The sequence below is a fragment of the Flagellimonas onchidii genome, from assembly GCF_004804315.1.
Lineage (GTDB): Bacteria > Bacteroidota > Bacteroidia > Flavobacteriales > Flavobacteriaceae > Flagellimonas > Flagellimonas onchidii.
On record NZ_SRXX01000004.1, the window covers coordinates 1 to 12,926 of the forward strand.

11 protein-coding genes are annotated in these 12,926 nt (G+C 38.6%); 7 read left to right on the forward strand and 4 right to left on the reverse strand.

The features are described from left to right. Nucleotides 1-226 precede the first annotated feature (226 nt). Nucleotides 227-2,251: a putative porin gene (locus tag E4661_RS05275; protein WP_136465784.1), complete on the reverse strand. Its 2,025-nt coding sequence runs from the start codon at nt 2,249-2,251 to the stop codon at nt 227-229. 126 nt (nt 2,252-2,377) lie between these two features. Between E4661_RS05275 and E4661_RS05280 the strand changes: the two genes are divergently transcribed. From E4661_RS05280 to E4661_RS05295, 4 genes are all read left to right on the forward strand, one after another. Beyond that, the gene (locus E4661_RS05280; protein ID WP_136465785.1) at nt 2,378-2,974 is read left to right on the forward strand and encodes a ribonuclease HII; all 597 of its coding nucleotides are present in this window, start codon (nt 2,378-2,380) and stop codon (nt 2,972-2,974) included. Nucleotides 2,975-3,002: 28 nt separating this feature from the next. Continuing rightward, nucleotides 3,003-5,465, forward strand: coding sequence for a ribonuclease HII (locus E4661_RS05285; protein WP_136465786.1), 2,463 nt, complete (start codon nt 3,003-3,005; stop codon nt 5,463-5,465). A gap of 114 nt (nt 5,466-5,579) precedes the next feature. Continuing rightward, nucleotides 5,580-6,911, forward strand: a complete 1,332-nt coding sequence (locus E4661_RS05290) for an OmpA family protein (RefSeq protein ID WP_136465787.1) — start codon at nt 5,580-5,582, stop codon at nt 6,909-6,911. Between the two features lie 2 nt (nt 6,912-6,913). Then, entirely contained in the window at nt 6,914-7,594 is a 681-nt protein-coding gene (locus tag E4661_RS05295) for a TapB family protein (RefSeq protein WP_136465788.1), read from the forward strand. 33 nt (nt 7,595-7,627) lie between these two features. On the opposite strand, the gene lipB is transcribed toward E4661_RS05295, so the two are convergent. The 3 genes from lipB to E4661_RS05310 are packed head-to-tail and all read right to left on the reverse strand — an operon-like array spanning nt 7,628 to nt 9,273. Continuing rightward, complete coding sequence (lipB, locus tag E4661_RS05300) at nt 7,628-8,344, reverse strand: lipoyl(octanoyl) transferase LipB (RefSeq protein WP_136465789.1); 717 nt, start codon at nt 8,342-8,344, stop codon at nt 7,628-7,630. A gap of 32 nt (nt 8,345-8,376) precedes the next feature. Further along, on the reverse strand, nt 8,377-9,108 hold the full coding sequence (locus E4661_RS05305) for a hypothetical protein (protein WP_136465790.1): 732 nt from the start codon (nt 9,106-9,108) through the stop codon (nt 8,377-8,379). A gap of 9 nt (nt 9,109-9,117) precedes the next feature. Next, a complete protein-coding gene (locus E4661_RS05310) occupies nt 9,118-9,273 on the reverse strand; it encodes a YqaE/Pmp3 family membrane protein (protein WP_097043702.1) in 156 nt (51 codons plus the stop codon). A 92-nt stretch (nt 9,274-9,365) separates the two neighbouring features. Here E4661_RS05310 and E4661_RS05315 point away from each other — a divergent pair, with 92 nt between their 5' ends. The 3 genes from E4661_RS05315 to lysS all read left to right on the forward strand — a co-directional run bounded on the left by E4661_RS05315 (nt 9,366) and on the right by lysS (nt 12,910). Then, the gene (locus E4661_RS05315) at nt 9,366-10,418 is read left to right on the forward strand and encodes a response regulator transcription factor (RefSeq protein ID WP_136465791.1); all 1,053 of its coding nucleotides are present in this window, start codon (nt 9,366-9,368) and stop codon (nt 10,416-10,418) included. A 196-nt stretch (nt 10,419-10,614) separates the two neighbouring features. Then, complete coding sequence (locus tag E4661_RS05320) at nt 10,615-11,169, forward strand: thioredoxin family protein (RefSeq protein WP_136465792.1); 555 nt, start codon at nt 10,615-10,617, stop codon at nt 11,167-11,169. Nucleotides 11,170-11,218: 49 nt separating this feature from the next. After that, nucleotides 11,219-12,910: a lysine--tRNA ligase gene (gene lysS, locus E4661_RS05325; protein ID WP_136465793.1), complete on the forward strand. Its 1,692-nt coding sequence runs from the start codon at nt 11,219-11,221 to the stop codon at nt 12,908-12,910. Nucleotides 12,911-12,926 lie beyond the last annotated feature (16 nt).

Below are 12,926 nucleotides of genomic sequence, written 5' to 3' on the forward strand. Positions count from 1 at the left end.
ACAATATGTCAAATGAACTTCTTATTCAATTCAAGAGAAAAAAAACGGGCCGAAAACAACCCTTTAACCCTCTCCTTATCGCCCTGCCCTATCAGCTAAGCGGGTGCAAATATAGAAAGGTTATTTTTATCCCACAAACAGTTTTAAACTATTTTTTTTCAAAAAAATCACCTTATTCTGTAATTGACTGTTTTTCAACTTCAAAATATTTCAATTTAATGAATTTTTATGAAAAGAAATTCCAAACCAATCCAAACCGGATTACAAAATCACGATAGGGGTAGTTTGGTGCAGAGTAATAATTGGGTTCAGAAAATATGGAATTTAAATGTTCGGCCTTCAAATAAATTCTTGTTTGTCTCACTTTTGCATTGATGAACAAATCCAACAACGGATATCCTCCTAACTCCTCTCTATTTTGAATATAGAATTCTCCCAATAGCGGATTGTAGGCATTCATATTATATGAAGTGAAATATTTAAAGGTAACTCCTGTTTGCAAATACATGGCTTTTTTGAAAATATCCTTTGAAAAATACAAAGAGTTTCTAGTAACCAACTGAGGTAGGTTTAGCACCTGCTTGTCTTGGGTAACCTCTTGATAAAGCACTGTATTAGTAAGGGTCCATCTTCTCCATTTTATATCGTTCTCATATTTTACCCTTAAATGATTTATGGTCTCTGTCTGCTGAAAGGGTTTTACGAAAGCGGTTTCCTGAGCATTATCGATTTGCTCTTGTGTTGCTATGGATTCAAAATAGGTGTAGCTGTCCAATGCGCTGTACTCGGCACGTAAGTGCCCCCATTTTTTCAAATTTACCCCAAAATGGATGCTTTGCGTCTGTTGTTCTTCAAAAGCATCAGAGTTTTGCCAATTAAAATTTCGGTAATCACTTTGGTATAAAAGAAAATTGAAGTTGGGCATTCTTGAAGATATATGGATTCCACCATATATGGAATAATTATCATTTATCTTATAATCTGCGGATGCATTAAAAAAACTTCCACCCAAATCTCCTGTAAGGTTATAATTGACATCTCCCTTAAGCACTAAGCGCCCAAAATTATTTAGATAACTACCCCCAACTGCTATTTCCTCTCCTTTCAATTGATTTTGAATAGTCCCCTGATCGGTAATCAAAACACTGTTGAAAAAATAATTGTAATTATAAAGGCTGGCCCATCCTTTTATATCCCCCAAAGTTTTATTTGAAAATTTCACAAAACCTTTGTTGAACATGGTCTTTAAACGGGCACGATCCTCAATTGGGGTTACAAATGGCTCCGAACCGAAAGCGTCATTTTGCGCAGCTTGCGTAAAGTCATAGAATTTTGTTTCATAACTAAATTCATGTCCAACTGCCAAAGCCGTTGGCTTTATTTCTGTGGAATCTTTTTTACGGCCAAACAATTTAAGTTGATGATCCAGAAAATATCGTTTCCCCAGAATTCTATTATTCGCATTTGTGTAACGGAGATCAATTCTTGACCTATCCGTAAAATCATCAGTCGTCGTATCTTCGAACTGTTCGCGATTCAAAAGTCCACCATTCTCTTCTGCTTCAATATCCTGAGCAGTGATGTGACCTCGCATATTATAGTTTCCTTTTTTATTGACATAAACAAATGACGTCCTAAAATTACCTGATTGAGCTTGATCAAACCGGTATTTACCTAATGAACGAAACCCTTTATACGCAAGGGATACATTTAATCTTTCCGTAAAGTTAAAAGTCAACAATGCATCCAATAGCTGCCCCTGTTCCAATGTAGTTTTGAACATGAGCTCGGTCATAGGCGTAGGCACATTGTAATAGTTGATGTCTTCAATCTCGAAATAATTATAGTGCTTTGCTACAGCTCCCAATTGGGGATATAAGGTATTCTTCGAAAAAATTCGTCCTAAGACATTGTAGGGTTGCCCAATGTTTGAAAAGGGCATCAATTCAAAATCATCTTTCCTAATATAGTTGTATTTATACTCCTTTCTTATGGTCAATGTGGTATCCACAATCGTGGTATCTCCATAGTAGGAAATGATTTTATAATCCGTGATAAAAACGGAATCCTTTTCCTCAATTCTTGTTTCCGGAATCCGGAACATTGGCTTTTTGGCGTCTATAGGATTCTTTTTTGCAATGGAGTCGGTTTTCACCAAAGAATCAATTTCCTTAACCGGGGGTAGTGAGTCCTGTTGGGCAATCAAGGTAGCGCTCACCAAAAAGAGAAGGGCAAATACTAAAAATCTCATTCCTTATTATTGGTCAGGCAAAGGTATATGTTTTGTTTCTAAAGAAATGTGAAAGTTTATACTGTAAAAATCATAATATTGAAGGAATTTAATCCACCTCGGAAAACATAACTTTTAGACAGAACAATGCTTGAACCTTTTTTAAAATACCCAGACGAGGCAGGAACGGACGAAGCTGGAAGAGGTTGCTTGGCAGGACCCGTTACTGCCGGGGCAATAATTCTGCCTGCGGGTTTCGATAATTCTGTATTGAATGATTCGAAACAACTTTCGGAAGGAAAACGAGAACATCTTCGACCTATTCTAGAGAGAGAAGCACTTACATTTTCGGTCTGTCATGTCTTCGAAGATGAAATAGATAGCATCAACATTCTTAATGCTTCTATTTTAGCCATGCATCGTGCCTTGGACGGATTAAAACAGACTCCTAAACTTATATTGGTCGATGGTAATCGATTCAAACCATATTCCTCCATCCCTCATGAGTGCATTATAAAAGGGGACGGAAAATTTATGAGCATTGCAGCAGCCTCCATTCTCGCCAAAACCTACAGGGATGCTTATATGGCCAAAATTCATGAAGAGTTTCCGATGTACAATTGGAAAAAAAACAAAGGGTACCCCACAAAAGAACATAGGGAAGCAATAAAGAAGTACGGTATTACCAAATACCACAGAAAAAGTTTCAGACAACTTCCCGACCAGTTGACACTGGAATTGTAAAACCCTAAATTTGTTCGAAACTTCGAAAATGAAATACAGGGCATTTCTCACTTCTTTTTTACTTGTTTTATTTTTTAGCTGCAAAAAAGAGGTCAAGACCACAGACTCTTTACTTGGATACTTGCCCCCAAACGCCTCTTTAATCATTAAGATCAACAACCTAACCAATTTTAAAAGCGAACTTAAAAACAGCTCTTTTTTTGATAAGACCAAAAGTCTTCCCTTATACAGCAAAATTTATAAAAAAGTACATCCTCTTGAACATCTTAAAACAGATTCAAACTGCCTACTTGGCCTTTATACAGTGGGAAAGGACAACCATGAATTTGTTTTAATCATTGAGAATGCCGCCAACCTTTTCAATCTAGATAACATCACTGACAAAACAGTCGAGACATTGACATATGAAACCAAAAGCATTTCCAAATACACTCTGGAAGGTACAGAGACTTTTAGTATGCTTGTAGACGACCAACTCATTGTTAGCTCTTCCATGTTGTTAATAGAGAATATTGCACGAGCGAAAAAAAACAACCCAACCAACCCCTTACTGGAAAAACTTTACCAAACTGCTACAAAAAGTAAATCTGCAACACTTTTTATGAACTTGGACGAACCTTCGTCTCTTCTTTCGGCTCAGTTAAAAAATGATAATTCCGATATAATCTCATTTGCAGATTGGATTTCACAAGATTTTTCAACCAATTCAAATGATGTAAGTTTTTCTGGAGTAGCAGTCGCTTCTGATTCCACAAAAAACTTTATCAATCTGTTTAAAGGAACCAATCCTTTAGTTCATAAGACCCATTTGTTTGCTCCACTAAGTGCTCAAGCCATAACATCATACACTTTTGACGATTATCAAACTTTTGCCAAAAACCAGAACACTTATCTGGACAGGGTAAAGGCTCCCGATACTATTTTCAACACTATTGAAGAAGTTGGTATCATATTCGCAAATAACCAAAAAGTGGCATTATTAAGCTCTTTTGGAACAGAAAGTCTTTCTTCATTTTTAAATGCAGACAAGCAAGGTTCCACCAATTATCAGGGCAGCGAAATCATTGACCTTAAAACAAATAATTTGCTGGTAGACGGTTTCAGCCCCTTGATAAAGGACTTCAAATCCAATTTTTACACAGTATTGGAAAACACTTTTGTTTTTGCGGAAACGAAGGAATCATTGCAGAACATTATAAGCAATGATCGAAACAATGCTTCCTTCGGCAATTCACCCTACTATAATACGGCCATGGCGCAACTCGCCAATGAATCGAGCTTGCTTTTCATCTCCAAACCATCTGGAATCCGATTTCTATCTAAAGGACACATGGCTTCACAATTTTCTGAGCCCCTTCAGAAAATTGATTTTGACAATTACACTTTTGCCACTCAATTGGTAGCGGATCAAGGGTTTTCGCATTTAAACTTTTTGGTTTCGAAAATTGAAAAAGCGGTGGCGATAAATTCTGTAACGCCCTTATTTAACCTTGAACTTGATACGGATCTTGTTATAAATCCCCAGTTCGTCAAAAACCACAGAACCAATAAACAAGAGATTGTGGTCCAGGATCAAAACAACATTCTGTATTTAATTTCCACGGAAGGAAAAGTACTTTGGAGCAAGCAGTTGAATTCTAGAATCCAAGGCCCTATTCAACAAGTGGATATTTATAAAAATGGCCGTTTGCAACTGGCATTCTGCACCAGTAACGAATTTATGATAGTAGACCGAAACGGCAAAGATGTTCTCCCTTTCAAAAAGACCTTTGAAGGCGGAAACCTCAATCCCTTGGCCGTGTTTGACTACGAAGGAAACAAAAATTACCGCTTTGTAATAACCCAAGGCAACAAGGTATATATGTACAACAACCAAATGCAGATTGTTAGCGGGTTCAAATACACGGAAGCTGAAAGTCCCATCTTGACCTCTCCGAAACATTTCAGGGTATCAAACAAGGACTATTTGGTATTTCAATTGGAAAACCTGAAGCTAAAAATTTTACATAGAACAGGTCAAGAACGCCTAAAAGTTGCTGACAAAATTGATTTCTCAAATAATGGCGTATTCCTGTACAAGAACAAATTTTCAGTGACAAACAAAAAAGGCGTATTGCATCAAATTGACACCAAAGGAAAGCTCACGGCAACCAACTTCAATCTTAGTAGTGACCATGGTATGTATACCACTAGTAAAACTTTGGCTCTTATGGACGACAACATTCTAAGTATTAAAGGAAAGAAGGTCGAGCTAGATTTGGGAGTGTACACCAAACCAAAGATTTTTTATATCAACGACAAGATCTATGTGGGTATTACGGACCTTCAAAATCAAAAAATATATTTATTTGACAGTCAAGCAAAACCAATACCAAATTTCCCGGTTTTTGGGAGTTCCCTTATTGATTTGGCCGATATCGACAATGACAAGAAATTAGAGCTTGTTGCCAAAGATCAAGAAAACTCCATAATTGTATATAAATTGAATTAAACCGTCTTCACAGCAACCCATACAGTAGTTTATACAAAATACACATTCTTTCTTTCTCGTTCTCTTGTAAATTTTTAATTTACAGTCAATTACACTATCTAAACACTTTTTGAAATGAAAACCTCCTTTTTGGGCAAAATCTTGTTTTGTTCCCTTATTGCTTTTGCCTTTAGCACCAACACCAACGCTCAATTCCTAAAAAAACTTGGTAAAAAAGCTGAAAGAGCAGCCGAACGTACCATTGAAAGACGAGTAGAACATGAAACTTCCAAGAAAACCGACCAAGCCTTGGACAGTATCTTAGAACCCGGTTCTGGGGGTAAAAAGCAGCCCCAGCAAACACCTCAATCTACCGGAGGAAACACCAACACTCAGGGCGGGCAACCCAATGGGTCTCCGAATTCAGGTTCAGTGAGTTCATCAGGTCAAAAGTCCATCCAAATTTATAGCAAGTTTGATTTTGTCCCTGGTGACAAACAGCTGTTCTTTGATGATTTTGCAAACGATTTTATCGGAGATTTTCCTGCTAGGTGGAATACAAATGGAAGTGGTGAAGTGGTTACCATTGACGAATCCCCTCAAAAGTGGATGGAACTTATCCCTGGTTATGGAATCTACTATATTCCCGATGTTCCCCAGTTGCCGGAAGAATACACTATTGAGTTCGACATTTTAACCTACGGAATGGACAACAAAACTTCCTCAACAGCTGGTATTGGGCTCTATCTAAGTAATGACCCCAATTTTAAGGATGGAGACTACCGTGCCTCAGTATGGTTTCCCGTTGGCCAGTACGGTGCTTTCGATATTAGGGTACAAAACCATATCAAAGGCGAGGGCCGTACTATAAACAACGGTATAAGGGCAGACATACGAAAAGCTGTATTAAATCAACCTCATATTTCCATAGCGGTGAACAAAGCTCGGTTCCGTGTTTGGGTAAATGAAAAAAAGTATGTTGACATCCCTCGTATGATTCCGGAAAACAGACTTACTTCAGTAAAGTTTCATGTGAACAACCTAAAAGATGGCAAGGAAAAAATCTTTATCACCAATCTCAAGGTTGCCGAAGGGGGAGTCGATTTAAGAAGAAAACTGATTTCTGAAGGTAAAATTTCTACTAATGGGATTTTATTTGATGCTGGCTCAGCCAATATAAAGCCCGAATCTATGGGAATCATTAGACAGATCTATCAAGTATTGCAGCAAGACGGTTCTATTAACCTTAAAATTGTTGGCCATACCGATAGCGACGGTAGCGACGAAAACAACATGAGCCTTTCTAAAAAAAGAGCGGCCTCCGTTAAAAATGCGTTGGTCTCTATATATGGTGTAGATTCAAACCGATTGACCGTGGATGGCAAAGGTGAAAGTGAACCGGTTGCGGACAACAATAGTCCGGATGGCAAAGCACAAAATAGGAGAGTTGAATTTATAAAGCAATAACCATGAAAAATATCATCTCGGCCGTATTGATTATAGGTCTCATATGCGGACAAACCTTAATTGCCCAAACCGACTGTAGCAAGTATTATCCCGTTTCAGATGGAGCCAAATTTGAACATACGCTTTATGGCAGTCGAATGAACAAAGAAGGTAAGGTGGTCTATTCCGTCACAGATGATGGTGGTGACCGTGTACTGTATACCATGGAAATGTTTGACAAAAACGATGTTCAACTTGGAGATTCTTCCTATGGGATGCAATGTGAAGAAAACGGTGTTTCCATTGACTTTAAATCCCTTATGGGTAGTGCCAGGGCCAGTCATTTTGATAACATGGAGGTAGATATTACGGGAAACAACATTTATATACCCAATGACCTATCAGTGGGCCAGACTTTACCTGATGCGGAAATGGAAATTGCCATAACCGGTGCACCGATTGCGATGAAATCATTTATGAGAATGTACAACCGAACCGTAGAAGGTAAAGAGAGTGTCACTACTCCCGCTGGAACTTTTGAATGTTTTGTCATCAGCTACGATACAGACATGAGAATGGGTATAAAATCCACAGGGAAAACCAAACAATGGTTAGCTGAGCATATTGGTATGGTAAAAACCGAAGATTATAACAAAAAAGGGAAATTACGAAGCATGAGCTTGCTTACATCCTATGAGCGATGACAACAAAACCAATCAAAACCGGAAAACCGAGGCTTATGCTTCGGTTTTCTCTTTTATAAATTCAGCTTCAAAAAGGGATTCAAAATGATGCTGTAATTTTTCTTTTACCTCATCCATATCCACTTCCTTTTGGCCAAGCTCCACATTCAGGGAGGTAACAGCCTTGCCTTTTATCCCGCAGGGAATCATTAAATCAAAATAACCTAAGTCCGCATTTACATTCAATGCGAAACCATGCATGGTCACCCAGCGGCTTGCCCGTACACCCATGGCGCAAATCTTACGGGCGAAAGGAGTTCCAACATCTAACCAAACCCCAGTTTCTCCTTCAGAACGAACTCCTTTTAGGCCATACTCCGCTAAGGTTAGGATTACCATTTCCTCAAGTAATCTGAGATATTTATGGATATCGGTAAAGAAATTGTCCAAATCCAAAATGGGATAGCCTACAATTTGTCCTGGACCATGATAGGTGATATCCCCTCCCCTGTTGATTTTGTAAAAAGTAGCTCCCTTTTCTTGCAGTTTTTTTTCATCGACCAACAAATTGGCCATATCCCCGCTCTTTCCCAAAGTATAGACATGCGGATGCTCTACAAAAAGAAAATGGTTCGGAGTTTCAAGATTCGCCTCTTCCCTTCTATTCTTGATTTTTACATCAACAATTTCCTTAAATAGGGCTTCTTGGTAATCCCAAGTTTCCTTGTAATCCTTATGGCCTAAATCCTGTAGCTGGACTTTCTTGTTCATCCAGCAAAGATACGAAGCGTTTTATCTCAAAACTAATTCTCCAGCTCTACCTCAAGATCCAAAAGCGAAGGGTCTTTCATCAAATCTAAAAACTTGACTTCATAAATAAGGGTTTTACCATCTGCGCTGAATGTGGCTTCCTCTGCAGTGGTGGATTTTACCTTTCTTGGGAAATGGTATTTCAGTGTATAGGTAGATCCTGAAAGGAACATTTCAGCACCTTGGAGGCTGTCCACTTGCTGTTGAAACAGTTGCTCATCCAAAATCTTGGCCTTCCTTGAAAAACTGTTCCCCGTGAAGGCGTAGCTTACCTCAGAAGCTGAACTTTCCATTGGCGCCGGAGCACCCTGCTGATTAGAACCCAAAACATTAGCACCTTGAAAAGCATTGAACGCATCATTGACATCGCTTACATTCTTAAATTCACTAAATAAATCAAACTTCATCACCTTTTCATCTGGGTTCATCACCATATGCATCATAAAGGGCTCCAACTTTTTCAGTTTAGCCTGTTCTTCTGGTGTAAGCTCAGCAATGCTATCATGCTTTTCTTCCAGCAGATCCTTAAAGGAAATTAAGGAGTCGATGGGTTTTTCGTTGGTCTTTTTCATTTCCTCACCTGCCATTTCCATCAGCTCGGACCCATCAAAATTGATGGAAAGCTTTCCTGAACCATCTTCTTGTAACGTAATTTCTTCCGTAAAATTGCATGATGAAGCGAAGGCAACCATAAGCGCCGATGCTAAGATTTGGATTTTTTTCATTGTGGTGCTCTAATTTGTATTGTTTAAAATGACAAGCGCACCAATTACTCCGGGCACCCATCCGCAAAACGTTAAAAGTAATACAATAACAAAAGACCCACAACCTTTTCCGATGACCGACAAAGGTGGGAAAAGAATGGCCAATAAAACTCTCCAGAAACTCATTGATTTGATTTTGATTGATGTATCTCATTAGTATCGGAATAAACCAATTTGTTACACAAAACCCTTATTTTTAAACTTCATTGAATTAGTTTATGAAAATTGCCCTGTTCCTTATCTTGCTATTGAGTCATCTATCCTTATTAGGTCAGTACAGTTTTTCAGGATATGTCTCCAAAGTCAATGAGGGAAACGCCATTTATTTATCCCTGGTTGAAGATTATCGAAAGACTTCCAGAGTTTATTTGGAACAAATCATAAGCAAGACCAAGGTTGACTCCTTGGGTTTTTTCAATTTCACAGGCGATAATCTTTTAAAAGACAATCGGATATATCGCATCCATTTGGATGGCTGTTCTAACAACTCCGAGGCTAGGCATTTTTTGGGCAGTTGCCCTTACAGTAAAAGCGTGCTCTTTATAGCCAACAATGGAGATACCATAGCATTTCCCACCTCATTTGAAGATCAAGCACTTTGCACAATTACCTCTACCAATTCAAAATCTTCACTTCTTTTAGAAATTGAGGCCTTAAAGGAGGAAATGATATTTGATTTTGTTGATTATCGAAGTGAGACCAACAGAAAACTGAATTTGGAAAAATGGTTTACCACCCTTCAAAAATTCGGTGAAGATTCCAACGAACCTTTGGTTGAGTTACTTATTTATGGTTTTTTATCTGACAAAAGCAATGAAACCTATTCCCATTATCTCGGGGATGTTGTTTCCAACGATTACTATGACCAAGTTCTGGAACGGTTAAATACCGCCTATCCAAATACCGATTTCACCCAACAATTTGAAGCTGAAGTTACAGTGGATAGGCAATTGGCCAATTTTAAGGATTCCACCAATTGGAATTGGAAATGGGCAGTCTTACTTCTTCTTGTCTTATCATTAGGATTAAATCTGTATCTACTTATCACAAGAAAATCTGCAGCAAGAGCAAAAACCAATGACTTGTTACAAAAACTGACCCCACAGGAGCAGAAAATTGTACAGCAAATTTTAATGGACAAAAGCAATAAGGAAATCGCTTCGGAGCTTTTTGTGAGTCATAGCACTATCAAAACCCACATCAACAATTTGTACAAAAAATTGGAGGTTTCTTCTCGTCAAGAAATTGTTTCCATTTTCAATAAAAAATAAACTTCCTAAGAGTAAGTCCCTAAGACATTCGTAAAAGAATAATCTTAGAAACATCAAAAAAATCTTCAAAATAACTTAAATCTCGATTATCGAGTAAAATTCCACCTGGGGTCTAGTCCCCATTTCCATCCTTCAAAACCCCATTACCACCCTGATTTTGGTCAATTTTCGGTTCCAAATTTTAAACTGAAAAATCATGAAATCAATTCTAATGACGCTTTTGTTCGTAAGCAGTTCTTTGCTTGCACAGGATTTCAACAAAGAAATCGAACTGGAAAATGGTAAAAAGTTCCTAGTGGGACAGATTAATTTGGAAGGACTCCAATCCCAACCGTACGCCAACTGGTTCAGCACAAATTATGAAAACTATGTCGTGGACAAATCCATGACAAAAATGTTCAAAAAGCAACTTAAAAAGCATCAAATCAAACTCTTTTTGGGAACATGGTGCGGTGACAGCAAAAGGGAAGTTCCACGAATACTGAAAATTTTACATGAGGTCAAATTCCCAATCGACCAACTACAAATTGTCGCCTTGGACTATCGCAAAGGACATTACAAAAAGAGTCCAACAGGGGAAGAAAAAGGACTGAATGTAATTAAGGTCCCGACAATGGTCTTCTTTAAAGAAGGGAAAGAAGTGAACCGAATTGTTGAAAGTCCGCTGGAATCTTTGGAAGAAGACATGGCCCAAATCATGAATGGTGAACCTTATACTCCAAATTATGCTACAATAAGTAAGGCTAAGTAAGGAATTAAAGCGCAAAAGTGTAATTTTGCGCTTTAATTTTTTATCGACTATGCAACTATCGGAACAGGAAATCGTTCGAAGGGAGAAATTATCAAAGCTTAGGGAACTGGGAATCAACCCATATCCCGCCGCACTTTATCCAGTGGATGCCACTTCAAAAAGCATCAAAAACGATTTTGAGGAAGGAAAACAGGTAGTGATTTCTGGTAGGCTGATGTCAAGAAGAATTCAAGGAAAGGCTTCTTTTGCTGAACTTCAGGACAGTGATGGTCGTATTCAGGTTTACTTTAATCGCGATGAAATCTGCCCAGGAGATTACAAAACCCAATATAATGAGGTTTACAAAAAACTCTTGGATATTGGTGATATCATAGGTGTAGAAGGTGAACTGTTCACCACTCAAGTAGGTGAAAAAACGGTCATGGTCAAAAACTTTTCGCTATTGAGCAAAGCACTTAGACCTTTACCGCTACCAAAGGTAGATGCAGATGGAAAGGTATATGATGAGTTCAATGACCCTGAACTTCGCTATAGACAGCGCTATGTGGATTTGGTGGTAAATCCGTCTGTGAAAGATACTTTTATTAAACGCACCAAAATCACCAATAGTATCCGTGAATTTTACAATGAAAGAGGGTATTTGGAAGTGGAAACCCCTATTCTACAGCCCATTCCAGGTGGTGCTGCGGCTAGACCTTTTTTGACCCATCATAACGCCCTGAATATCCCCTTATATCTCCGAATTGCCAACGAATTATATCTAAAAAGATTAATTGTTGGAGGTTTTGATGGGGTTTATGAGTTTTCCAAAGACTTTAGAAACGAGGGAATGGACCGTACCCATAATCCAGAGTTTACCGTAATGGAACTCTATGTGGCCTATAAGGACTACAACTGGATGATGGATACTACCGAACAGTTGTTGGAAAAAATTGCCATGGATGCAACTGGTGGAACAAAAGTGACCATTGGGGACAACGAAATTGAGTTTAAAGCTCCATATGCCCGCGTACCGATTTTGGAAGCCATAAAAATCCATACTGGATTTGATGTAGCTGGAATGGACGAAGCACAATTACGCGAAGTAGCCCAAAAACTCAATATTGAAGTGGATGAAACCATGGGTGTAGGCAAATTGATTGATGAGATTTTTGGAGAGAAGTGTGAGCACCACTACGTTCAGCCGACGTTCATTACCGATTATCCCAAAGAAATGAGTCCGTTGACCAAAGAACATAGGGAAAATCCAGCCCTTACCGAACGTTTTGAGTTAATGGTAAACGGGAAAGAATTAGCCAATGCCTATTCCGAGTTAAATGACCCTATTGATCAACGTGAACGTTTTGAAGAGCAGCTTCGACTTTCCGAAAAAGGAGACGATGAGGCCATGTTCATTGATCAAGATTTTCTACGTGCCTTGGAATATGGAATGCCACCTACTTCCGGAATTGGTATTGGAATTGACCGCCTGGTGATGCTCATGACCAATAATTCGTCCATACAAGAAGTACTTTTCTTCCCTCAAATGCGCCCCGAGAATAAGCAGGTGGAACTTACCGAAGAGGAGAAAATCATTATGGACATCTTAAAGCCTGTTGATGAGATGCCTTTGGCAGAATTAAAAGAAAAGGCTGGGCTCAGTGGGAAAAAATGGGGCAAGAGCACTAAGAATCTTTCTAAATTGGGGTTGTTCCAAGTCGAGAAAAGAGATGATGGGCTTTTTGCCAAACTAAAACAATAGCTCTATTTTCATCTTT

Excerpts from the sequence above, each read along its gene's own strand:
- E4661_RS05275 (WP_136465784.1), bottom strand. The coding sequence starts at position 2,251 with ATGAGATTTTTAGTATTTGCCCTTCTCTTTTTGGTGAGCGCTACCTTG.
- E4661_RS05280 (WP_136465785.1), top strand. The coding sequence starts at position 2,378 with ATGCTTGAACCTTTTTTAAAATACCCAGACGAGGCAGGAACGGACGAA.
- E4661_RS05285 (WP_136465786.1), top strand. The coding sequence starts at position 3,003 with ATGAAATACAGGGCATTTCTCACTTCTTTTTTACTTGTTTTATTTTTT.
- E4661_RS05290 (WP_136465787.1), top strand. The coding sequence starts at position 5,580 with ATGAAAACCTCCTTTTTGGGCAAAATCTTGTTTTGTTCCCTTATTGCT.
- E4661_RS05295 (WP_136465788.1), top strand. The coding sequence starts at position 6,914 with ATGAAAAATATCATCTCGGCCGTATTGATTATAGGTCTCATATGCGGA.
- lipB (WP_136465789.1), bottom strand. The coding sequence starts at position 8,344 with ATGAACAAGAAAGTCCAGCTACAGGATTTAGGCCATAAGGATTACAAG.
- E4661_RS05305 (WP_136465790.1), bottom strand. The coding sequence starts at position 9,108 with ATGAAAAAAATCCAAATCTTAGCATCGGCGCTTATGGTTGCCTTCGCT.
- E4661_RS05310 (WP_097043702.1), bottom strand. The coding sequence starts at position 9,273 with ATGAGTTTCTGGAGAGTTTTATTGGCCATTCTTTTCCCACCTTTGTCG.
- E4661_RS05315 (WP_136465791.1), top strand. The coding sequence starts at position 9,366 with ATGAAAATTGCCCTGTTCCTTATCTTGCTATTGAGTCATCTATCCTTA.
- E4661_RS05320 (WP_136465792.1), top strand. The coding sequence starts at position 10,615 with ATGAAATCAATTCTAATGACGCTTTTGTTCGTAAGCAGTTCTTTGCTT.
- lysS (WP_136465793.1), top strand. The coding sequence starts at position 11,219 with ATGCAACTATCGGAACAGGAAATCGTTCGAAGGGAGAAATTATCAAAG.